19 protein-coding genes are annotated in these 21723 nt (G+C 60.0%); 6 read left to right on the top strand and 13 right to left on the bottom strand.

The features are described from left to right. Positions 1 to 13: 13 nt before the first annotated feature. The 6 genes from GDN47_RS11435 to GDN47_RS11460 form a co-directional block, all read right to left on the bottom strand. Complete coding sequence (locus GDN47_RS11435) at positions 14 to 955, bottom strand: ABC transporter permease (protein ID WP_113333265.1); 942 nt, start codon at positions 953 to 955, stop codon at positions 14 to 16. Beyond that, positions 952 to 2001 (bottom strand): ABC transporter permease, encoded by a 1050-nt coding sequence (locus GDN47_RS11440; protein ID WP_152093370.1) that lies wholly within the window; start codon positions 1999 to 2001, stop codon positions 952 to 954. The genes GDN47_RS11435 and GDN47_RS11440 overlap by 4 nt, the downstream gene beginning before the upstream one ends. Then, positions 1991 to 3517: an ABC transporter ATP-binding protein gene (locus GDN47_RS11445; RefSeq protein ID WP_152093371.1), complete on the bottom strand. Its 1527-nt coding sequence runs from the start codon at positions 3515 to 3517 to the stop codon at positions 1991 to 1993. Before GDN47_RS11445 ends, GDN47_RS11440 begins: the two co-directional genes overlap by 11 nt. Next, positions 3514 to 4938: an amidase gene (locus GDN47_RS11450; protein WP_152093372.1), complete on the bottom strand. Its 1425-nt coding sequence runs from the start codon at positions 4936 to 4938 to the stop codon at positions 3514 to 3516. The genes GDN47_RS11445 and GDN47_RS11450 overlap by 4 nt, the downstream gene beginning before the upstream one ends. A 15-nt stretch (positions 4939 to 4953) precedes the next feature. Then, positions 4954 to 5940 (bottom strand): BMP family protein, encoded by a 987-nt coding sequence (locus tag GDN47_RS11455; RefSeq protein ID WP_113333269.1) that lies wholly within the window; start codon positions 5938 to 5940, stop codon positions 4954 to 4956. Between the two features lie 198 nt (positions 5941 to 6138). Beyond that, positions 6139 to 6720, bottom strand: coding sequence for a TetR/AcrR family transcriptional regulator (locus GDN47_RS11460; RefSeq protein WP_113333270.1), 582 nt, complete (start codon positions 6718 to 6720; stop codon positions 6139 to 6141). Between the two features lie 69 nt (positions 6721 to 6789). Here GDN47_RS11460 and GDN47_RS11465 point away from each other — a divergent pair, with 69 nt between their 5' ends. The 3 genes from GDN47_RS11465 to GDN47_RS11475 all read left to right on the top strand — a co-directional run bounded on the left by GDN47_RS11465 (position 6790) and on the right by GDN47_RS11475 (position 9013). Then, the gene (locus GDN47_RS11465; protein ID WP_152093373.1) at positions 6790 to 7191 is read left to right on the top strand and encodes a VOC family protein; all 402 of its coding nucleotides are present in this window, start codon (positions 6790 to 6792) and stop codon (positions 7189 to 7191) included. Between the two features lie 146 nt (positions 7192 to 7337). Beyond that, a complete protein-coding gene (locus tag GDN47_RS11470) occupies positions 7338 to 7544 on the top strand; it encodes a KTSC domain-containing protein (RefSeq protein ID WP_092706279.1) in 207 nt (68 codons plus the stop codon). Between the two features lie 158 nt (positions 7545 to 7702). After that, positions 7703 to 9013 (top strand): MFS transporter, encoded by a 1311-nt coding sequence (locus GDN47_RS11475; RefSeq protein ID WP_113353676.1) that lies wholly within the window; start codon positions 7703 to 7705, stop codon positions 9011 to 9013. A gap of 85 nt (positions 9014 to 9098) precedes the next feature. Here the strand turns inward: GDN47_RS11475 and GDN47_RS11480 are convergent, their stop codons facing one another. From GDN47_RS11480 to GDN47_RS11500, 5 genes are all read right to left on the bottom strand, one after another. Continuing rightward, positions 9099 to 10286, bottom strand: coding sequence for a galactarate dehydratase (locus GDN47_RS11480; protein WP_113333273.1), 1188 nt, complete (start codon positions 10284 to 10286; stop codon positions 9099 to 9101). A 129-nt stretch (positions 10287 to 10415) separates the two neighbouring features. After that, positions 10416 to 12137 (bottom strand): ABC transporter ATP-binding protein, encoded by a 1722-nt coding sequence (locus GDN47_RS11485; protein WP_152093374.1) that lies wholly within the window; start codon positions 12135 to 12137, stop codon positions 10416 to 10418. A 7-nt stretch (positions 12138 to 12144) separates the two neighbouring features. Beyond that, positions 12145 to 13266 (bottom strand): ABC transporter permease, encoded by a 1122-nt coding sequence (locus tag GDN47_RS11490; RefSeq protein ID WP_152093375.1) that lies wholly within the window; start codon positions 13264 to 13266, stop codon positions 12145 to 12147. Positions 13267 to 13275: 9 nt separating this feature from the next. Continuing rightward, positions 13276 to 14262, bottom strand: a complete 987-nt coding sequence (locus tag GDN47_RS11495; RefSeq protein WP_152093376.1) for an ABC transporter permease — start codon at positions 14260 to 14262, stop codon at positions 13276 to 13278. 86 nt (positions 14263 to 14348) lie between these two features. After that, positions 14349 to 16295 carry an ABC transporter substrate-binding protein gene (locus tag GDN47_RS11500; protein ID WP_152093377.1) on the bottom strand — a complete coding sequence of 649 codons (1947 nt, stop codon included), beginning with the start codon at positions 16293 to 16295 and terminating at the stop codon, positions 14349 to 14351. Between the two features lie 212 nt (positions 16296 to 16507). Here GDN47_RS11500 and GDN47_RS11505 point away from each other — a divergent pair, with 212 nt between their 5' ends. Both GDN47_RS11505 and GDN47_RS11510 read left to right on the top strand, forming a co-directional pair. Then, positions 16508 to 17221, top strand: a complete 714-nt coding sequence (locus tag GDN47_RS11505) for a FadR/GntR family transcriptional regulator (protein ID WP_152093449.1) — start codon at positions 16508 to 16510, stop codon at positions 17219 to 17221. 88 nt (positions 17222 to 17309) lie between these two features. Then, positions 17310 to 18230 carry a dihydrodipicolinate synthase family protein gene (locus GDN47_RS11510; protein ID WP_152093378.1) on the top strand — a complete coding sequence of 307 codons (921 nt, stop codon included), beginning with the start codon at positions 17310 to 17312 and terminating at the stop codon, positions 18228 to 18230. Between the two features lie 232 nt (positions 18231 to 18462). Here GDN47_RS11510 and ampC read toward each other — a convergent pair whose 3' ends face one another. Together ampC and bla are read right to left on the bottom strand one after the other, a co-directional pair. Further along, complete coding sequence (ampC, locus tag GDN47_RS11515; RefSeq protein ID WP_371865496.1) at positions 18463 to 19650, bottom strand: class C beta-lactamase; 1188 nt, start codon at positions 19648 to 19650, stop codon at positions 18463 to 18465. Between the two features lie 100 nt (positions 19651 to 19750). Then, entirely contained in the window at positions 19751 to 20644 is an 894-nt protein-coding gene (bla, locus tag GDN47_RS11520; RefSeq protein ID WP_152093380.1) for a class A beta-lactamase, read from the bottom strand. A 170-nt stretch (positions 20645 to 20814) separates the two neighbouring features. On the opposite strand from bla, the gene GDN47_RS11525 reads away from it, so the two are divergent. Further along, positions 20815 to 21693, top strand: coding sequence for a LysR family transcriptional regulator (locus tag GDN47_RS11525; RefSeq protein ID WP_152093381.1), 879 nt, complete (start codon positions 20815 to 20817; stop codon positions 21691 to 21693). Positions 21694 to 21723: the final 30 nt, after the last annotated feature.

Consider the following 21723-nt stretch of genomic DNA (forward strand, 5'->3'; position numbering starts at 1 on the left):
ACGGCTCCTCGGATTATCTTTCGCCACGGCGATAGGGTTGCATCAGCGCCTGCGGCACGCGGGCGCGTCTGCTCATGACGGCAAGGGCAACGATGGACAGGATATAGGGTGTCATCAGGAAGAGCTGATAGGGGACACCCTGGACTGCGGTCTGCAGGCGCAATTGGAACGCGTCGAAGAAGGCGAAGAGCAGCGCACCGAACAGCGCCCGGCCCGGCCTCCAGGACGAAAAGACGACGAGCGCGATGCAGATCCAGCCGCGTCCCTGCACCATCGTCGGAAAGAAGCTGTTGAAGGCGGAAAGCGTCAGGAAAGCGCCGCCCATGCCCATCAATGCGCTGCCGGCGATGATGGCGCCATAGCGGATCCTCATGGGGTTGAGGCCCTGTGCCTCGGCTGCATGCGGATTTTCGCCCGTCATGCGGATCGCAAGCCCGACCGGCGTGCGGAAGATCAGATAGGCCATGACCAGCGCCACCAGGATCGCGAGATAGGTCGGGACGGTCTGCGTGAAGAGAGCGGGGCCGATGAAGGGCAGGGTGGAAAGCCCGGGAATGGCGATCGGCTGAAACGGCGTGATGGTCGGCGGCGTCCCGGCGACGGGAACGATCAACCGGAAGACGTAGTAACTGAAGCTGGATGCAAAAAGCGTCACGCCGAGGCCGGAAACATGCTGCGACAGGCCCAGCGTCACCGTCAGGGCCGAATGCAAAAGCCCGAAAATGCCGCCCGCAATCGCCGCGATGAGAAGGCCGGTCCACAGATCGGCACCGTGATAGACGGAGAGCCAACCGATCATCGCGCCAAAGGTCATGATGCCCTCGATGCCGAGATTAAGAACGCCGGCCCGCTCGCAAAGAAGCGCGCCGAGCGTGCCGAAGATCAAGGGTGTCGCAATCCGCAACACGGCAGCCCAAAGCCCGGCCGAAGCAATGATGTCGATCAACGTGCTCATCGGCGGATCCTGTACTGCGTGAAGAACAAAGCGATCAGCATGGTCAACAGCGACAGGGCGACCGTGACGTCGGCGATGTAAGTTGGGATGCCGAGACTCCGGCTCATGCCGTCAGCGCCGACAAACATCGTGGCCGTAAAGATCGCCGCAAGAACGACACCAAGCGGGTTGAGGTTTGCAAGCATGGCGACGACGATGCCGGCATAGCCGAAGCCCGGGGACAGATCGGTTGTGACATAGCCTTTGACACCCATGACTTCGATGGCGCCTGCAAGGCCGGCAAGCCCGCCCGAAAGACAGGCAACTTTGACGAGGGTCGAGCCGAGACGAACGCCTGCAAAAACGGCGCCCGAGGGATTGAGGCCCGCTGCCCGCGACTGCATGCCGAAAACGGTGCGCGACTGAACGAAATAGACGATTGCCGCAATGACGATCGCAATTGCAAAACCGATATGAAGACGCGATCGCGCAATCAGCTTCGGCAGCATGGCATGATCGCCAAGCGCCTGGGATTGCGGCCAGCCGAATGCCGTCGGGTCCTTCAGCACGCCGTCGATCAGCATGGAGACGAAAAGGACGGCGATGAAATTCAGGATAAGGCTGGTGACGACTTCATCGACGGAAAAGCGCAGCCGCAGCCATAGTGGCACGAGGATCAGGACCATGCCGGCAATGGCGCCGATCACCATCAAGAGCGGAATAAGGATCGGGCCAGGCAGGTCGGCGAGCATTTTCGATCCGAAGGCTGCAACGGCTATGGCGCCGAAATAGAATTGTCCCTCGGCGCCGATGTTCCACAGACGGGCGCGAAAGGCGACTGCGGCGGCCAATCCCGTCAGGATCAATGGCGTCGCGCGGGTGAGCGTCTCCGTTGCCGAAAGCCGCGAACCGAAGGCTCCAAGCAGAATCCGCCGATAGGCTTCGAGGACGGGTGCGCCGGCAATCGCGATCAGGATGCCTGCGAGCGCAAGGGCCGCGACGACCGAAAGCACGGGAGCGAGGATCATCATAGACAGTGGACGGTGTTCGCGCCGTTCAAATCGCATGATTGGCCCCACTCTTTTCTTTCCATTCTCCCGCCATCATCAGTCCCAGTAGGCGCGCATCGGCCTTATCGGCATCGATAGGCGCCGAAAGGCGTCCGCCGACGATTGCCTGGATGCGATCGGCCAATGCAATGACCTCGTCCAGATCCTCCGAGATCAAGAGAACGGCAGTGCCCTGTCGGCGCGCTTCCAGAATGCGTCCGTGAACGGCGGCCACTGCACCTTCATCCAGCCCGCGCGCTGGCTGGGCGGCGATCAGGATTCGTGGTCGCTCATGGAGATTGCGACCGAGGATCAGCTTCTGCATATTGCCGCCAGATAACAATCGGGTGCGTGTCGCAGCATTGCCGCCGCGCACGTCGAATGCCTCGATGATCTCCTGCGCAAAGGCCATGCCGGCACCCTTGTCGACCAGACCATGTTTCGAATAGGAAGGCAGGCGCTCGAGCACGGCATTCTCCCAGATCGCCATTTCGCCGATGGCACCATCACGGTTTCGGTCTTCCGGAATGCGCCCGATGCCAGCCTCGATAATCGCGGCAACGTCGAGATCGCCGACTGGCTTGCCGAACAGAAGAAGCTCGCCGGATGTGCGGTTCGACATGCCGGACAGAATTTGCCCCAAGGTCGCCTGACCGTTGCCCGATACGCCGATGATCCCCAGAACCTCGCCGGCCCGGACATGGAAGCTGATCTTTTTCAACCGTTCGACGCCACCGGTCTTGACGATGATATCGCGAGCTTCGAGCACGATGTCGCCCGGCGTCGACGCTTCGCGGGTCGGGCGTGTGACGCGATGTCCGACCATCAGCTCCGCAAGCTCGGCCTTGCTGGTCTGAGATGCCTGTCTTTCGGCGGCGACCTTGCCGCCGCGCAGGACGACGATACGATCGGCCGTGGCCATGACTTCATCGAGCTTGTGCGAAATGAAGATCAAGGACAGGCCTTGTGCGGCCATCTGTTTCAGCGTCGAAAAGAGCTTTTCTGCCTCGATCTGGGTGAGAACGGCGGTCGGCTCGTCGAGGATCAGGATGCGCGCATCGTTGTAGAGCGCTTTCAGGATTTCCACCCGCTGCTGCTCACCGACCGAGAGATCGCCGAGGCGGGCATCCGGATCGACTTTCAAGCCGAAGCGTTCGGCAATCGCCAGAAGCTTGTTGCGGGCCGCTGCCGTTTGGGACTTGAGCGACCAAAGTCCCTCCGTGCCCGTCATGATGTTTTCCAGCACAGTCAGGTTCGGCGCGAGCGAGAAATGCTGATGCACCATGCCGACGCCGGCCCGGATCGCCGCGCGCGGCTTGCCCTGCGGCAATTCCACATTATCGATCAGGATGCGACCGGCATCGGGCACATAGTGCCCGAAGAGGATGCTCATCAGCGTCGTCTTGCCGGCACCGTTCTCGCCGAGCAGGGCAACGATCTCACCCTTTGCTAGAGACAGCGAAATATTGTCATTGGCAATCGTGCTGCCGAAGCGTTTGCTGACACCTTCGATGGAAAGGACAGAGATGGTCATGCCGGAAAGCCTGCAATCGGGTAGCGCTGCAGCCAACGTTGCTCAGCCTCGAGCGCGGATGCAAGCTGCAGCAACAGCTTATCCTCACCCATGGGGGCCATCAGTTGGACCGGCAGCGGCAATCCTTCCGCATCCTCGCCGAAGGGAAGTGTGATGGCCGGAAAACCGGAAATGTTGGCGAGCGCGGCAAGAGGGGCAAAGGACGTCATGCGCTCGAGGTGCAATTGAGTGTCCGAATGATCCGTCGGAAAGGATCCGATGGGTGGCGGTGCCGAAGCGAGCATCGGCATGACGATGACGTCGACCCTGTCGAAGATCTCCCACAGAATGCGGCTAGCCTTCACGGCGCCATTGACGGAGCTCCAAAGGGTGGTTGCCCGCATGGCGCGCCCGCGCATGATGAAGGCTTGCGTCATCGTCTCGGCGAGACGCGTGTCCAGTTCGAGATCATCAATCAGGTGGGCGATATTGACGGAAATGATATCACCAAAAGCGCGGCTGCTGGCCTGAACGGCGCTTTCCATCTCGTCCCAACGGATGGATATCTGCTCGTTTCCCCGGCTTTCGAGGAAACTGGCCGCTGCTTCCACCGCTTGGGCCCGATCCTGGTCGATTGCGTAACGCTGGCCAGTGTCTGCAAGGAGACCAATGCGAAGCTTACCCGTTTTGGGCGGGAGTTGAGCGATATCCGCGTATGGCCCTCTTGTCTTTCCCCGGACAACATCGAAGATTTGTGCGGTGTCGCGAACTGAGCGGGTGACCGCAAGTTCGCTGGCGATCCCGCCGAGATGATTGCCGAAGGAGGGGCCGGCGGGCACGGCGCCGCGTGTCGGCTTCAGTCCGACAAGGCCGCAGCAGGCAGCCGGCACGCGGATCGAGCCGCCCGCGTCCGTCGCATGCGCGATCGCAACGATACCGGCTGCGACTGCGGCCGCGGCACCACCCGACGAGCCGCCGGCAGTTCTGACAGGATTCAACGGGTTTCGGCAGATCGGACCGATTGCCGGTTCGGATGCGAGTGAGAAGCCGAATTCCGGACTGGTGGTCAAGCCGAAGGCGCAGAGACCGGCATCGCGAAAGCGCTCTGCCAAATCGCTGTCCGCGCCTTGACCCGTGCGGCCGAAGAGGCGCGAGCCTGCCGTCACCGGCAGCCCCTGGAAGGGGCCGCCGAGATTTTTGGCGACCGTCGGTACGCCGGCAAAGGCGCGCTGCGCAAAGCGCTCGGGATACGCCGATGCTTCCTGATCCAGGGCGTGTGCTGCCGCGAGCCCGGCTTCAGGATTGACATAGGTAATGGCGCCAAGCTCATCTTTCATGGCGCAGGCGGCAAGCGCCGCCTGCATGGCATCCACACAGGTAAGCTTGCCGGACTTGATCGCGCCGGCCAGCTCCGTGGCGTCAGTAAATGAAGGTCTGGTCATGATCGAGCCGAAGGATTACTTCGGCTGATCCGCTACCTTCGGCACTTCGAAGCTGCCGGCCTTGATGTCGGCGCGGACCTTCTCCATTGCAGCTTCGGCCTCTGCTGGTGCTGTGCCCTTCACATAGACGATATCGCTGCCGCCTTCCTTCATGAGACCGTAGGCCGTGTAGTTGCGGCCAACCGGCTTGCCGGCAGCGACGTCGGCGATCGCCGCATTGAGAATGGGGCGGAAGTACCACATGGCATTGGCGAAAACGGTGTCGGGATAGCGCGGCGTGTAATCGATCAGCGATCCCACTGATTTGATATGCCGCTCCTTGGCGGCATCAGCCGTGCCGATGCGCTCACCGAAGAGCACGTCGGCACCGGCGTCGATCTGCGCGAGACCGGCTTCACGCGCCTTCGGCGGGTCGAAGAAGGTGCCGATGAAGGAGACGAGGTGCTTGCAATCGGGGTTGACCGCTTTGACGCCCGCGGCAAAGGCATTGATCAGCATGTTGACTTCGGGAATCGGGATGGCGCCGACGGAGCCGACGACGTTCGACTTGGTCATCTTGCCCGCCAGCATACCGGCGAGATAGGCGCCGTCATAGTTCCAGGTGCCGAAGACGCCGAAATTGCTCCCGGCAGCCTCGCCGCTGGACCCGAGAACGAAAGCCGTATCCGGATAGTCGGCAGCAACCTGGCGCGCTTCCTTCTCTACAGCATAGGCCTCGCCGATGATCAGCTTGTTGCCCTGTTCGGCATATTCGCGCATGGCACGCGGATAGTCCGTGCCCGAAACGCCTTCGGAAAAGACATATTCGATAACGCCTTCCTTGGCGGCATCCTGAAGCGCCTTGTGAAGACAGGAATTCCAGGCGTTTTCGACCGGCGAGGCATGAATGCCTGCGACCTTGAGCGGCGCTGCGGCGCGGGCGGCTGGCGCAAGAGCGCTGACGCCGAGCGCGATGCCGGATGCGATGACAGCGCGGCGTGACAGTATGATTTCATTGGTCATTTTTCAGTTCCCCTGGTTTTTGATCGTTTGGTAAAAATCATAGGAGGGGGCTAAAAAAGTGTCAAGCAATTGGCGTGCTTAAATAATATGCGAGAGCGCTCGAAATCTACTCGTCGCTTACAGCATTAGATAGCCCGAGCGGGTATTCAATTGTTTTTCGGGCGACCACCGTTTGTGGTCTGGCGAGCAAGCATGATGTCAAGCTGCAATACGGTCGATCATATGTGCAATGGCTGCGCGATAGCGATCCGCATCACCCCCCGCATCGATGGCGAGGGCGGCGCGATCGAAGGCCGCTGAGAGAATGTCGGCGAGGGCCTCAACGGCGATATCCGACCCCTGCCCACGACTGAGCGCTGCTTCCAGACCATGTTTCAGTGTAAGGGTAGTGGTTTCCTCATCCAGTTGCTTCATATCGACAAAACCAAGCACAGTCGGTCCTTCAATCAGCAGAAGTCGCGTGCGGCCGACAACCCGCATTGCATCGAGATAGGCATTGCTGCCGGCGATCAGGGCGGCGCGGGGCGCAAGATGATCAGGGGTTGCCTTCTCTATGGCGCGGGTCACCGCCAGAGCTTCCTCTGTGACAACTGCGCGAAACAGCGCACGCTTGTCCTCGAAATGATGATAGAGCGCGCCGCGCGTGATGCCGGCGGCGGCCACGATCTCCGGCGTCGAGGTCTCGGCATAGCCCTTTTCCACGAATAGGGCGCGGGCAGCCGCGATGAGTGCAGCCTTGGTCTTTTCGGTTCTCTCACGGTTTGAGCGTGGATCTTGCATGCATGCAGCCTGTATGTCATTCGAAATAATACAGACAGATTGTATGTCTTTTGAGGGAGGAAGTGAAGCATGAAGGTAACGAGCTATTATCCGGTGATCATGACTGAGCGCGTCGAGGAAACCGCTGCCTTTTACGTGAAGCATTTCGGCTTCCAGGAGAGTTTCACCAGTGATTGGTACGTCCATCTGCAGTCGGCTGAGGACAGCGCTGTCAATCTCGCTATTCTGAATGGGCAGCATGAGACAATTCCGCGGCAGGGGCGCGGTAAGGTCGCAGGCTTATTGCTCAACTTTGAAGTGGATGATGTCGATGCCGTTCATGGGCGCTTGCGGGCGGCCGGCTTGCCGATTCTGCTTGCCATCCGCGACGAGGATTTCGGTCAGCGTCATTTCATCACGTCCGATCCGAACGGCGTCTTGATCGACATCATCAAGCCGATACCGCCAAGTGCGGAGTTCGCATCTCTCTAGGCCGAGCATGCACTTCCGCACGATCGTTAAGGTGCTGGGCGCAATCGATAAAATCGAGCGATACAACTCTATCTTTGATTAACTAGGTCGCTTCACCCAATATTTCGGTTTTCATGCGACAAAGCGGGCCAGAGGTAAGGTGACCCATGCAAGAGCTCCCGGTTTCGTCAAAAATCATCAAATCAGTCTATTTCCGCCCGGATGATGGACGGCTTTACATCCGCTTCAAGAACGGTGAAGAACGTCAATTCACCGGCGTTCCGCAGAAGGCGGCGATCGCCATGGTGAAAGCGCCGTCGCCCGGCCAGCACTATATCGAGCATATCCGCACGCAGTTCGAACGCGTCGCTTGAGGCGAAGGCCGCACGGCTGACGCCCGCTTGGCAGAAGGGATTTGCGGTGCTGCCATTTGAATTCTGTGGGCAGGATGTGCTTTATCAATCAGCGCATTGATAAACGCTTAGTTGCGCTATCTATATCAATCACAAACATCTTTCAGGGAGGAAGAGGCGTGGTTGATGAAAAGCAGCTTATATCCAAGATCACCTGGAGGCTTATGCCCTTTCTGGGCATTCTCTATCTGATCGCCTATATCGATCGCCAGAATGTCAGCTACGCGAAGCTTCAGATGGTCGATGCGCTCGGCATGAGCGAATATGCCTATGGTCTCGGCGCCTCGCTGTTCTTCATCGGCTATTTCATCTTCGAGGTGCCGAGCAACCTGCTTCTGGACAGGTTCGGAGCCAGCAGGTGGTTTGCGCGCATTCTGATCTCCTGGGGCGCGGTCACGGTCGCGCTTGCCTATACGCAGAATGCGACCATGTTCTATATTCTTCGCTTCCTGCTAGGCGCTTGCGAGGCCGGATTTTTTCCAGGCGTACTTTATCTGCTAACCCTTTGGTATCCTTCGGCCTATCGCGGCACGATGGTCGGGCTTTTCATGATCTTCAGCGCCTTCGCCAATGCGATCGGCGCGCCACTTGGTGGCGTGCTGCTGGACCTGAACGGCCTTTATGGTATTGCCGGCTGGCAATGGGTCTTCCTGGTGACCGGTATCCCAGCCATTATTGCCGGCTTCATAACCCTGTTTTACCTGCCGGATCTGCCATCCAAAGCGACGTTCCTCGACGATACGGAAAAGAACTGGCTGAAGGACCGGCTCGAGGTGGAAAATTCCGGGATGGAGCAGAACGCCGCCGACGGCTTCAAGGCGCTCGTCAATCCGCGCGTGCTGCTGATGGCGCTTTGCTATATCGGTTTCCCGCTCGCCGCCTATGGACTTAGCTACTGGCTGCCGACGATCGTCAAGAATTTCGGCGTCAGCAACACGACGAACGGTTTCCTGAACATTATCCCGTGGATTCTCGTCGCCATCGCTCTGTATGCCGTCCCGCGTACAGCGGACAAGGCGGAGTCCAAGACGCCCTATATCGTCATTCCCGCGCTGGTCGGCGCCGTAAGCCTGGTATTATCTGCCGTTATTCCCGACCATACGCTGCAGTTTGTTTTCCTCTCCATTGCGGCGGCCGGCATCTTCGCGGGTCAGCCGGTGTTCTGGAGCTTGCCGTCGCGCTTCCTACAGGGAGCGGGTGCGGCAGCGGGCCTTGCTGCCATCAATTCAGTTGGCAATCTCGGCGGCTTCATCGCTCAGAACGTCGTGCCCTGGATCAAGGATTCCACGGGAAGCACGATCGCGCCGATGTTCTTCTTGGCCGCCTGCCTTCTGATTGCGGTGCTGTTGGTCCTTGTGATCGGACGCATGATACCGCGCACACCCCGGCCGGAAGATCTTGGCAATCCTAACGCAGCCCGCGTGAAATGATTGCGCTCATGCTCGCAAAAGCATCCGCCAAATGAGAGGGGCGGCCTGATGGCCGCCCCAATTTTTTTAGGTGCTGATATCAAGCTCACGCAAAGGCGTAGGAACCATCCGGACGCTTGGGCACGCGCCGCTGCCAATGGATATAACCTTCCTCTTCCATGGCCTTTTCGTCCATCTCGACGCCCCAGCCGGGCCGATCGGGTCTAAGCTCGAGATAACCGTCCTTCGGCAGATAGGGGTCGACGACATAGCGGGTTTCGCCTTGTCGCTGTTCGACTTCGTTGCCGCCATAGACGTAGGCCTGACCCTTCGGCAGCCGGTATTCGAGTATCCGAAAGTTCTGTGCGGCGGCCGAGAAATGCACGTTGACGGCGGTTGCGAGCGGTCCCATCGGGTTGTGTGGGGCAACACCGACGAAATGCGCTTCGGCGATCGTCGCGATGCGCCGCATCTCGCTGATGCCGCCGACGACGCAGATGTCGGGCTGGATCAGGTCGGCGCCCTTGACCTGCAGCAGGCGCAGAAACTCGTTGCGATTATAGAGGGATTCGCCGGTCGCGAGCACGCAATTGAGGCCTTGTTTCAGCTCACCCCACATCTCGATGTTTTCGGGCCGGAGCGGCTCTTCATAGAAAAGCGGATCATAAGGAGCCAGCGCATTGCCGAGCTGGCGGGCGGCGACCGGCTCGAAGATTTTCGCATGGGCGTCGAAGGCGATCTCATAGTCGTCGCGCACGGTCTCGCGCAGCGAACGGAAATAGTCGGCCGATGCCTTGACGACATTGCCCCAGCGATGGGCGTGCATGTCGATGCGCCATGGGCTGAGCTTGAAGGCGGTAAAGCCCCATTCGGCGTTCAGACGGTCGAGCTCATCGCGCGCAGCCGGCGCATCCGGAGCGGTATAGACGCCGGCATAGACCTTGATGCGATCGCGCACCGCGCCGCCGAGCAGCTTGTAGACCGGAACGTTGAGGGCCTTGGCCGAGAGATCCCAGAGGCAGTGATCGAGCGCGGAAATCGCCGAAAGGCCAAGCGCGCCCGGCGGGAAGCGGCTCTGCTGGATCAGCAGGTTGACGAGATAGTCGATCCGGCTTGGATCCTGGCCGGCGAGGAAACCGTAGAGATAGTCGAGAATCGGCGGCAGTGCCAAATCGGGGCCGTGATTGTAGCACTCGCCCCAGCCCGTCAGTCCATCGTCCGTATCCAGCGCCACGATGACGCGCGGACGATCCTTGTCGCGGGTCACGAATACCCGCATGCGGTCGATCTTCATCTTATCTTCCTTCTATCGATTGACATGAATGCGGCATGGGAGCTGCCGCAGGTGGGGAAATCATTGCGCGCATCGCGGGGAAGCCTGGCTCGTGGAAAATGGGCGTTGCAGCGTTGTCGAGGGAAGGCATCAAGCCGCGCTCCCGTTCTCCACGGTTTCGGGCTCGACATAGCGGAACCGCCGCGAGTGATCCCTGTCGCGAGGGTCAGGGCGAGGGATCGCCGAAATCAGCGCCTGCGTATAGGCATGTTCGGGTGCATTGCAGACCTTGTCGGCATCGCCGACCTCGACGAGGCGCCCTTTGTACATGACGCCGACGCGGTCGCACATGTAGCGGATGACGCCGATATCATGACTGATGAAGATATAAGCGAGGCCAAGTTCGTCCTGCAGGCGCATGAGGAGATCGAGCACCTGCGAGCGGACGGAAACATCGAGGGCCGAGGTCGCCTCGTCAGCGACGATCACGCGGGGATTGAGGGTAATGGCGCGGGCAATGCCGATGCGCTGGCGCTGGCCGCCTGAGAAGGCATGCGGATAGCGCTCGCGCGCCCTCGGATCGAGGCCGACCTGCTCCATCAGATGGCAGACGCGCTCGTCGAGCGCCCGGCCCCTGGCAATGCCGTTGACAAGCAATGGCTCGCCGATGATCTGTGAAACCGTCATGCGCGGATTGAGCGAGCCGAATGGGTCCTGGAACACCATGCGCAGCTCGCGGCGCGCTGCCGCAAGGGCCGCCCCCTTGGCGCTTGCGAGATCGGTGACGTCGCCATCAGTGTGGCGATAGAGAATTTCGCCTGCACTCGGGTCGATAAGGCGCATGATCGAGCGGCCCATCGTCGTCTTGCCCGATCCGCTCTCGCCGACGATCCCAAGAGTTTCGCGCGGCAGAAGCGAGATCGAGACGTCGTTGAGAGCACGAACCTCGCCGAAGGCCATCGACACGTTGCGCAGTTCAAGGATCGGGGCAGCGGTCTTGTCGAGCGGCGGTCGCGCCAGCCGGATTTCGGCCTTCCTCTCGAGCTTCAGCACCGAGCCGATCAGCATGCGGGTATAATCGTCCTTCGGCGCATGGAAGATCTGCTCGACTGGACCGTATTCCCTGACGACGCCATTGTGCATGACGAGCACGTCATCGGCGATCTGAGCGACCACGCCCATGTCGTGGGTGATGAACAGTACCGCCATGCCATTGGCCTTCTGCAGCCGGGCAATGAGGTCGAGGATTTCGGCCTGCGTCGTGACATCAAGTGCCGTCGTCGGCTCGTCGGCGATCAGAAGCTGCGGCTTGCAGGCAAGCGCCATGGCGATCATGGCACGCTGACGCATGCCGCCCGAATATTGAAAAGCGTAGCGGTCGATCGCCTTTTCGGGCGAGGGGATTTCCACCTGTTTCAAAAGCGAGATCGCTTCGGCTCGCGCCTCGGCCTTGCTCATCCTCGTATGAAGGCGCAGCGCCTCCATGATCTGGTCGCCGACCGTGTGGACCGGCGAGAGCGATGCCATCGGCTCCTGAAAGATCATGGCAATGTCGCGCCCGCGGATCGATCTGATCTGCCGCCCGCGCGGATTGAACCTGACGAGATCGACCGAACTGCCGCCAGCACCGTTGAGAATGATCGAGCCGCCGGTGATGCGGCCGGGGGCATCGACGATCTGCAGGATCGAGCGTGCGGTAACAGATTTGCCCGATCCGCTCTCGCCGACGACGCAGAGCGTCTTTCCGGGCTCGATGGCAAAGGAGAGATTGTCGACCGCGCGGAAAATACCTTTTCTCAAGGGGAAGTCGACGGTGAGATTCTTGACCTGCAGCAAAGGGCGGGAGGTGTTCATGGAAACGATATCGGTCATGCCCGCCTCATTTGTTGTAGGGATCGGCCGCATCGCGCAGGCCATCGCCGAGAAGGTTCAGAGCCATGACGGCAATGACGACGGCGACACCTGGCAGGAAGAGCCATGGTGCGGTTGCGATCGAGCGGATGTTCTGCGCCTCGCGCAACAGCACGCCCCAGGAAATGGTCGGCGGCTGCAGGCCGAGCCCCAGAAAGGAGAGGGACGTCTCGGCTAGGATCATCGCCGGCACGGCAAGGGTGATGGAAGCGATGATGTGGCTGGCGAAGCTCGGCAGCATATGGCGGAAGATGATGCGCCCTTCGCTGGCGCCGTCGAGTCTGGCTGCGGCGACAAACTCTTCCGTTCGCAGCGACAGAAAGCGGCCGCGCACGACGCGGGCAAGCTGCGCCCAGCCGGTCAAGGACAGGATGATCGTGATCATCATATATTGCAGTGCCGCCGGCCAGCCCTGCGGCAGGGCCGCCGCCATGGCAAGCCAGATCGGAATGGTCGGCAGGGAGAGCACGAAATCGATCAGGCGCTGGATGAAGAAGTCGAGCTTTCCGCCGTAATAGCCTGAAATTCCCCCCAGAACGATGCCGAGCAGGAGCGAGAAGAACACACCGACGAGGCCGATCGATAGCGAAATCTGCGCACCTTGGACGGTGCGGCTGAAGACGTCACGGCCGAGCCGATCTGCGCCGAACAGCAAAAGCGGTGTCGTCTTGTCCGAGGAGACCAGCAGGTGAATGTCGCTCGTGAAGAGGCCGAGTACGGAATATTCGTAGCCGCGACCGAACAGGCTGATTGAGACGCGCTTGGTCGTGTCTTCCTTGAAGATCGGCGCAAGCGTTTCCGGATCGCGTGTGAGCTTTAGCGGATAGTAGTGCAGCCCGAAGGAAAAGCCGTTGTCCGTATCGAAGAAGTGGACCTTCTGCGGCGGGTGAAAGGTTGCGCGTGCATTCTGCTGATTGGGGTCATTGATGGCAAAGAAGCCGGGCGCGACCGCGACGATATACATCAATATGGTGACGACGAGGGCGACCATGGCAAGCTTGTGGCGGCGGAAAGCCCACCAGATCAGCTGCCATTGCGAGGCGACGGCGTTTCGGTCGGGGCGCAGGTTCGGGACGGCGATATCGGCCATGGGCTGCTCCTATTCCAACCGGATGCGGGGATCGACAAGGGCAAGCAGAATGTCACTGATGAGTGACCCGATCAGCGTCAGCGCGCAGATCAGCAGCACGAAGGCACCGGCCAGATACATGTCCTGCGCCATCAGCGCCTGCAGCAGCAATGGCGCCGCCGTTGGCAGGTTGAGAACGATCGCGACGACGACTGAGCCCGAAATGAGATTGGGCAGCAGCCATGCGATGGTGGAGATGAACGGATTGAGCGCTATGCGCAGCGGATATTTGACCAACAGCCGGAATTCGGAGAGGCCTTTCGCGCGCGCCGTCGTCACATAGGGTTTCGGCAGCTCATCGAGCATATTGGCGCGCATGACGCGGATGAGGCTTGCGGTAGAAGAAACGGCAAGAATGACGACCGGCAGCCACAAATGCGCGAGCAGATCCACCATCTTGGCGATGCTCCAGGGTGCCGTCTCGAATTCGGTGGAGAACAGACCGCCGACATCCTGACCGAACTCGACTGCTGCGACATACATCAGCACCAGCGCCAGTAGGAAGGAGGGGATGGCAAGCCCGAGAAAGGTGAAGGCGGTAAAGAAATAATCGCCGATCGAATATTTCTTGACGGCGGAATAGACGCCGATCGGCAGCGCGATCGCCCAGGTCGCGATCAGCGCTGCAAGCGCCAGAATGAGCGTCAGCGCCATGCGCTCCCAAATCAGGCCCGAGACCGGTTGCTGCCATTCGAACGAAATACCGAAATCGCCGCGCGAAAGAATGCCCCACATCCATTTCAGATATTGGATGAGCATCGGCTGATCGAGGCCGAAGCGTTCGCGCAATTGCGCAGCTGTGTTCTGATCGACCACTTCATTCGAAGAGGCGAGCGTGGCGATGTAGGTCGTCACATAGTCGCCGGGAGGCAGCTGGATCAGCACGAAGGCCAGGAAGCTGATGGCGAAAAGGGATGGGATCATCCACAAGAGGCGTTTACCGATGAAGACCAGCATGGCTGTTTCTCGCAGTGAGTGCTGCCACGGGCAGCTCCGCATCAAGGAAAGCGCCGCCCGTGCAAGGCGGCGCTTGATCGGCGCAATCAACTGGTGAAGAAGAATTGCTGCGGCATGGCCGGTCCCGGATTGGGCCAGGACCAGCTGTCCGGCTGCTTTTCCGGAACATTGTGCAGGTTATTGCGGATGATGCCGAAACCGCCGACGGCAAGACAAAGTCCAACGGTTTCAAATTCTTCGGCGGCGATGTCGAAGATCTGCTTCATGACGGCGCCGCGCTTGTCGAGATCGGCCGTCGAGCGCGCCTCGTCAAAAAGTTTCATGCGCTTTTTCTGGCTCTCCGGCGGCTCCTCGCCCTGTTTGCCATTCGAGGTGTACCAGACCGACCATGGAATGGCGTAGCGCGAACCCTGCGGGTGGAAAGCGAAGAAATCGCGCGGATCGAGCATCGGATCGAGGCCGCCAGGCCCGGGCCAGACCTGAGCATCATGGGCATTGTCGTCGCCACGGGTGTAGTAAAGCGCGCGCTCGATCGTATTGACCTTCATGTCGACGCCGATCTGTGCCCAATGCGCCTTCACCAGTTCGAGGGCATCGACCAGATCGGGATAGAGGGTCGGTATGACGTCGACGGCGAAGAAGACTTTCTGGCCGTCCGGCCTCAGGCGGAAGCCGTTTGCATCCTTCTTGCCGTAGCCGGCCTGATCGAGCATGGATCCGGCCTTGTCCGGATCGTAGTTGGTGAATTGGCGGGCATATTTTTCATTGTACCAGGGATGCTCCGGTCGCGGCCCGGCCTGGTATCCCTCGCTCTGGCCGAAATAGACGATGTCGATGATTTCCTGTCGATTGATCCCGAGCGAGAGCGCCTGCCGGACCGACTTGTCGGCAAACATCTTGCGCATGGCCGGATCTTTATGGGTGATGTTGAAATAGATCTGGCATTGCTGCGAGGTGGAAGGGACAAGGGTTAAAAGGCGATAATCGCCTTTCTTCATGTTCTGCGAGAGCGTCGGCTTGTTGGCGAGCACGCTGATATGGCGCTCCTGAATATCGATCTTGCCGGAAATGACGTTCAGCATCAGCGATTCCACATCCTGCGAGATGCCGAAATTGATCTCGTCGACATACGGAAGCTGGTTGCCTGAGGTATCGACCTGCCAGAAGTATGGGTTGCGGGTCATGACGACACGGGTTGCTCCGCCGGTATAGGGTTCCTTGACGACCCAGGGATCGAGCGTCGGCTTGTCCGGATTGCCCCAGCGTGAGGGTATTTCGATGTCGCCGCAGCGTGCGCGGAAGAGTTCGGGCCAACTGCTGACGCCGGCCTTCTTCGCATCCTCCGCGACGTTCGGATTGTATTTGGGCAAGAACTGGCTGCAATAGTGCTTCGGAAACAGCGTTGGATGCTGGCCGAGCGGGGTTGCGAGATTTTCCAGATAAAGCGCGTTCGGAGCGGCAAAGGTGAATTTCACCGTATAGTCGTCAATCTTCGTGACATCGACTGCCTTGCCGGCAACGGAGAGCTGAGCCGGCGTCGCGCTATAGAGATCGGTATTCTTGACGCAATCCTCGATGGCGAAAACGACGTCATCTGCCGTGAACGGCTGCCCGTCGGACCAGCGTGCACCCTGGATGAGATAGAAGGTGAACTGCGAGGCGTCGGCATTGACGTCCCAGCGCTCGGCAAGGTTCGGCAGGACCTGTGTGAACTCAAGGTTCCAGCGCACCAGGCTTTGATTGCCCACCATGCGTAGAATGCCGTTGTGGTCGGACGAGCCGCGCAGGCCGCGCCGTAATGTGCCGCCATAGGTTCCGACTTTTTCGTAAGGGGTGACCACCATCGGCTTTTTCGGCAGCCGGTCGGCCAGCGACGGCAGCTTGCCATCCTTGACGAGCGCAGCCAGGGCGGGCGCCTCGCCACCTGCATCGGCGGCGTTGACACGACCGGCCAGAGACAGGGCTGCCATTCCCGCCATGCCGCCGAGGACGGCACGCCTGCTCACGCCGCGGGACAATATTTCATCGCGCATCGAATCCCTCCCGTTTTGATTTCGGCCGGGTTTTGCCTCGGCCGATGCGACAGGCTCCCGCCCCGTCGCCATGCACCCCTCTGGCGCAGCGTCGAGACCATATTACGTTCTCAAATAATTACAAGAGTTGACAGATTTTTACAGATTTAGTAGCCCTGTCGCGCAGGAAATGCGCTATGGCTGTCGCCGGCCAGCATTCACGAAGGACGATGATGAAACTCTCTGTCGCCAACGATTCCGGTGCGGGCGCGACGCGCTTCGGCGACATCATCTATGAGAGGATCGTCGCCATGATCGCGGACGGAACCTTTCCGGTGAATGAGCGGCTGCCGGCGGAAGCGAAGCTTGCGGAAATGTTCGGCGCGTCACGACCCGTCGTGCGCGACGCCCTGGAGCGGCTGCGTGCCGATAGTCTGATCGTGTCGCGCAAGGGGTCGGGTTCCTATGTGAGGCAAAGGCCGGATTCCTCGGTCCTGAAAATGGTGCCCGTAGGGTCGCTTGCCGATGTCCAGCGCTTTTTCGAATTTCGCGCCGGGCTCGAGGCCGAGGCCGCCGAGCTTGCGGCGCGCAACTGGCAGCCTGACGACAAGGAGCGGATCACCGCAGCGCTTCAAAAGATCGAACAATGTCTTCGCGAGGGCCGGCTCGGCGCGGAGGAGGATCAGGAGCTGCACGACGCCATTGCGATCGCGACTGGCAATCAGTTCCATATTACCGTCCGTGAATTGTTCCGGCCGCATTTCGCTATCGGTCATTCCGTGACCCGCAGCCTCAGCCTCAAGCGGACGCCCGAGCAGATCCGCAGTGTTCAGGATGAGCATGCCGTCATCGTGCAGGCGATTTTCGCGCGGCAGGAGACTGAGGCTCACGATGCCATGAAGCGACATATCTTGAATGCACGCGCCCGCATGTTTCAGGGCGTATAGGGAATTGAATGGGGCGAAGGCGAGGTGATGACTTCTTTGCGCCTCCTCGTTTGCGTCCCGATGGATGATAAAGGGTAAGGGTAGGAAGATGAGCATTGAAACCATGCGGCAGGTGCTGACCGGCGTCTCCGGAGTTCCGGTCACGGCCTATGATGGGAGTGGCGAAGTGGAACCGCGCGTGACGGCTCAGGTCTATCAGCGGGTAGCGGCTGCCGGGATTCATAACATCGTCGCAGCGGGCAATACGGGCGAATTCTATGCGCTGACGCCGGGAGAGATTCGCCACGTCCACGAAGCTGCGATCAAGGGTGTCGACGGCAAGGCGCCGGTGACGGCAGCGATCGGCCGTTCATTGCGCGAGGCGATCCAGATGGCGAAGGATGCTGCCTCGATCGGCGCCTCCGCCGTCATGTCGCATCAACCGGTGGATCCGTTCGCCGCACCCGGCTCGCAGATCGACTATTTTCGCGATCTGGCGGAGGCTTCGCCGCTCCCGCTCGTTGCCTATGTCCGTGCCGAAGGCTTCAGCGTCGATGACATGGTTCGACTGGCCGGTCACGGCAACATTGCCGGCATCAAGTTCGCGACGACGGATCTGATGCTGCTTTCACGGGCGATCGCAGCTTCCGATCCGAACGGCGCGCTATTCGTCTGCGGTCTCGCTGAGAGCTGGGCCCCGACATTCGCCGCCGCCGGCGCAAGGGGCTTCACGTCGGGCCTTGTCAATGTTGCTCCGAAACTGTCGCTTGCCGTGCACGCGGCTTTGGAGAAGGGCGATTTTGCCGCTGCCCGCGCCATCGTCGACAAGCTCGAGCCCTTCGAACGCATGCGCACCAAGTTCCGCAACGGAACAAACGTCACCGTCGTCAAGGAGGCCGTCACCTTTTCCGGCCTGAAGGTCGGCCCTGTCCGCGTTCCCGGCGTGCCGCAGCTCGATGTGAAGGATCGCGAGGAGCTGTTTGCCTTGTTGCGCAATTGGCAGGAAGCAGGCGATCTTGCCACCGCCTGATCCCGGTATCCGGCGGCGACCTCTTCATGAACCGAACTTAACGTTCAAAAAGACGTGCTACCAGATAGCCGAACGCATTCGAAGCAGCCTGCTTCGTACATGCAGGGCATGGGATATCGTCGTAATATATGTCAGCAGCTTGGCGAATGGCGCTGTGTGATACTGGCCGACCCGTCAGCTTTTGCTGGGGTCGGCCGTTCGTTGGAGCGGACCGAACCTTCGAGTCCGGTCTCTACTTTGCCTCCTTCGATCCCGCCAGATTTTCGACGGCAGTCAGGATCTTGTAGACTGACGAAACGCGTGCAGGGATCGGAAAATTTCTGTTTGCCAGCAGAACGATGCCGATCTGCCGGGCCGGTATGAAGGCTGCGTAGGCGCCGAAGCCGTTCGTCGAGCCTGTCTTGTTCAGTAGGACATCCTTGCGCGGCGGCTGCGGCGGATCGAGGCGGGTGATCTTATGCGGCTCACGTGCCATGTCGGTCGAATTACCGGCAAGCAGCCGGGCAAGCGTCGTTGGATAGGCATAGATCTCCCAACCGAGCGCCTGCGTCATGTTATCGACCTTATAATAGCCGACATGCGTCGCATCGATTGCCTGCCGAAGTGTGGCGTCGAGCTTTGCTTGGCCCATATTGGTCTCGAGAAAGGCAAGCATGTCGGAGCCCGTAGTCTTGATGCCATAGGCCTGCGTGTCGAAAACGCCGCCATTGACGCGGATCGGCTTGCCCTGCTTCGAATAGCCATAGGCATAGTTGCCCATCTCGGCCGGTGGAACACGGATATAGGTGTGGTTGAGGTTGAGACCGGAAAGAATTTTGTCCTGCATCAGCGTGTCAAATGGCTCGCCCATCGCCTGCGCTGCCAGGTAACCGAACAGGCCGATGCTGGGATTGGAGTATTGTCTGTAGGTGCCAGGCGCGAAGGAAGGATGCCAGTTGCGATAATAAGCAACCATCTTGTCCTGATCCGTTACCCCATTGGGAAACTGCAGAGGCAGACCGCCGGCCGAATATGTGGCGAGATCGAGGAGGCTGATCTTGTCGAAACTGGTACCCGCAAGTTCCGGCATATATTTTGTCGCCTTGTCGGAGAAGGAGAGCTTTCCGCTGATCTGTGCGTAGGAGCCAAGGGCTGCCGTAAAGGTCTTGCTGATGGAGCCGAGCTCGAAGATCGTGTCATTCGTTACTTTCTGGCCGCTCTCCTTCGAGGCGACGCCGTAATTGAAGATGTAGCGCTTGCCCTTGACGGCAATCGCGATCGCCATGCCCGGCACGTCGTTATCCTTCATGAGCGGACGAATGATCTCGTTGACAGCTCGCTCCAGCTGCTCCCGGTCATCGACTTCGGCGGCGTGGGCACCGATCCCATAGAAAAGGCAGCCTGCGACGATACCGAGCTTCTGCAAAGAATTGGTACGTATATTCAAGATGATATCCTCATTGTGATGATCGACCGTGCAGGATCGCATGGTCGAGAAGGAGGTGATGACCGGTGGCGGCTGTTATCGGGTGCGTATGATCTCAGATCGTCGCAGCGATCCGGCCGATCTCGGCAATGATGGCGTTGCGCTCGTCGGCTGCGATTTCCGGTATCTCGCAATAGGCTGTCACGATGATGGGCGCACGGTTTGCTGGCCACAGCACCGCGATATCATTGGCATTGCCGGCTTTATCGCCGTTTGTCCCGGTCTTGTCCCCAACCAGCCAGCCCTTCGGAAGGCCGGCGCGCAAGCGCGCATCACCCGTCTTGTTGGTGATCAGCCAGGCGGCCAGTTGCGATCGCGAGGCGGGCGTCAGTGCATCGGTGAACAGAAGCCGCCGCAGATTTTCCAGCATGGCCGAAGCCGTCGTCGTATCGCGTTGATCGTCCGGAGTGTCGTGGTAGTTCAATGTAGGTTCTGTGCGGTCAAGGCGCGTGAGATCGTCGCCTAGGCTACGGCAGAAAGCCGTCATCGCCTTTGGGCCGCCAAAGCTCGCGAGCAGCAGGTTGGCCGCGGTATTGTCGCTGAGCGTCACGGCGGCCGCACAAAGTTCGCCAACGGTCATGCCATTGTCTCCGGCGTTGGGTTCGGTTGCCGGAGAATAGTCGATGAGATCGCTCGTCCTGTAATGAACGCGCCGGTCGAGCTTCTCTTCGCCCTTGTCGACGCGGGCAAGCACCAGAGCTGCGGCCAATGCCTTGAAGGTGCTGCACATCAGGATGCGCTCGCCGGCGCGGTGCTCGATGCGCCTGCCGCTTGCCGTGTCGAGAATACTCACGCAGATACGGCCCGGATGCTTGCTTTCGAGTGTGGCAAGCTGCGCCTCGCCGGTATTATCGTCTGCAGTGCGTCCAACCGCGCTAAGCCCCGCCAGAACAGGCAGTGCAAGCAAGCTGCCGGCAAGGCTTTGCCGGCGCGACAATAAAATCGTCATCACGTTTCCACTTCGATTGATGTTGAGCAAAGAGGTGCGTCTCGGGTCTCGTGGACGTCATTGGGACCCTGCAAATCACCTTGCGAGGCAGACTATGGCTCTGCTTTCTGCCCTAGACAAACGATCAATTCTGAGCTTAGACATGAGAAAAACTTGGCCTTAGGACACAAATGGACATCTCCCAGCTGCCATTGAACGCGCTGCGCGTTTTCGAGGCCTCGGCGCGGCATTGCAGCTTTACGCGGGCTGGCCTCGAACTCCGGGTCACGCAGACGGCGATCAGCCATCAGGTCAAGGCGCTGGAAGACGTGCTGGGTGTAACCCTTTTCAAGCGCCTGCCGCGCGGTCTGGCGCTGACCGATGAAGGGCACGCGCTGCTGCCGGTGCTGACCGATGCCTTTCGCCGCATGAGCGCCACGCTCAGCCAGCTGGAGGAGGGAAATTTCGCCGAGATCCTGACGATCGGCGTCGTCGGGACTTTCGCGATCGGCTGGCTCCTGCCGCGTCTCGGCAGTTTCAAAGCACAGCATCCGCATGTCGATCTGCGCCTGAAGACCAACAACAATCGCGCCGACATGGTGCTCGACGGATTGGATTTCTTCCTGCGCTTCGGCGACGGCGCCTGGCATGGAACGGAAGCGATCCATCTTATGGATGCGCCGCTCTCCCCGGTTTGCACGCCCGATATCGGCGCGCGATTGCGCACGCCTGCCGATCTCGCCGATGTCGAGCTGTTACGATCCTATCGGGTCGACGAATGGTCGCTCTGGTTCAGGGTGGCGGGTCTGCCGCCGCCGCATCTTCGCGGCTGGATGTTCGATTCGTCGCTGACGCTCGTGGAGGCGGCTGCGCGAGGCGTTGGCGTCGCGCTCGTGCCCGTCGCGATGTTTTCCCATGACATCGAGGCCGGCAGGATCATGCAGCCGTTCCAGATCACGGCGATGACCGGCAGCTACTGGCTGACGCGCTTGAAATCGCGAGCGGAAACGGCTTCCATGAAGGTGTTTCGCCAATGGCTGTTGGCGGAAATCGAGGAGATGCCGGGCTAAATGCGCGGCAAAACGGCCCCGAACTATTGT

This window comes from Martinezella dioscoreae (assembly GCF_009176305.1).
GTDB lineage: Bacteria > Pseudomonadota > Alphaproteobacteria > Rhizobiales > Rhizobiaceae > Rhizobium > Rhizobium dioscoreae.

What these genes read in the sequence shown, in the direction of transcription:
- GDN47_RS11435 (WP_113333265.1), bottom strand. Translation starts at nt 955, where the DNA reads ATGAGCACGTTGATCGACATCATTGCTTCGGCCGGGCTTTGGGCTGCC.
- GDN47_RS11440 (WP_152093370.1), bottom strand. Translation starts at nt 2,001, where the DNA reads ATGCGATTTGAACGGCGCGAACACCGTCCACTGTCTATGATGATCCTC.
- GDN47_RS11445 (WP_152093371.1), bottom strand. Translation starts at nt 3,517, where the DNA reads ATGACCATCTCTGTCCTTTCCATCGAAGGTGTCAGCAAACGCTTCGGC.
- GDN47_RS11450 (WP_152093372.1), bottom strand. Translation starts at nt 4,938, where the DNA reads ATGACCAGACCTTCATTTACTGACGCCACGGAGCTGGCCGGCGCGATC.
- GDN47_RS11455 (WP_113333269.1), bottom strand. Translation starts at nt 5,940, where the DNA reads ATGACCAATGAAATCATACTGTCACGCCGCGCTGTCATCGCATCCGGC.
- GDN47_RS11460 (WP_113333270.1), bottom strand. Translation starts at nt 6,720, where the DNA reads ATGCAAGATCCACGCTCAAACCGTGAGAGAACCGAAAAGACCAAGGCT.
- GDN47_RS11465 (WP_152093373.1), top strand. Translation starts at nt 6,790, where the DNA reads ATGAAGGTAACGAGCTATTATCCGGTGATCATGACTGAGCGCGTCGAG.
- GDN47_RS11470 (WP_092706279.1), top strand. Translation starts at nt 7,338, where the DNA reads ATGCAAGAGCTCCCGGTTTCGTCAAAAATCATCAAATCAGTCTATTTC.
- GDN47_RS11480 (WP_113333273.1), bottom strand. Translation starts at nt 10,286, where the DNA reads ATGAAGATCGACCGCATGCGGGTATTCGTGACCCGCGACAAGGATCGT.
- GDN47_RS11485 (WP_152093374.1), bottom strand. Translation starts at nt 12,137, where the DNA reads ATGACCGATATCGTTTCCATGAACACCTCCCGCCCTTTGCTGCAGGTC.
- GDN47_RS11490 (WP_152093375.1), bottom strand. Translation starts at nt 13,266, where the DNA reads ATGGCCGATATCGCCGTCCCGAACCTGCGCCCCGACCGAAACGCCGTC.
- GDN47_RS11495 (WP_152093376.1), bottom strand. Translation starts at nt 14,262, where the DNA reads ATGCTGGTCTTCATCGGTAAACGCCTCTTGTGGATGATCCCATCCCTT.
- GDN47_RS11500 (WP_152093377.1), bottom strand. Translation starts at nt 16,295, where the DNA reads ATGCGCGATGAAATATTGTCCCGCGGCGTGAGCAGGCGTGCCGTCCTC.
- GDN47_RS11505 (WP_152093449.1), top strand. Translation starts at nt 16,508, where the DNA reads ATGAAACTCTCTGTCGCCAACGATTCCGGTGCGGGCGCGACGCGCTTC.
- GDN47_RS11510 (WP_152093378.1), top strand. Translation starts at nt 17,310, where the DNA reads ATGAGCATTGAAACCATGCGGCAGGTGCTGACCGGCGTCTCCGGAGTT.
- bla (WP_152093380.1), bottom strand. Translation starts at nt 20,644, where the DNA reads ATGACGATTTTATTGTCGCGCCGGCAAAGCCTTGCCGGCAGCTTGCTT.
- GDN47_RS11525 (WP_152093381.1), top strand. Translation starts at nt 20,815, where the DNA reads ATGGACATCTCCCAGCTGCCATTGAACGCGCTGCGCGTTTTCGAGGCC.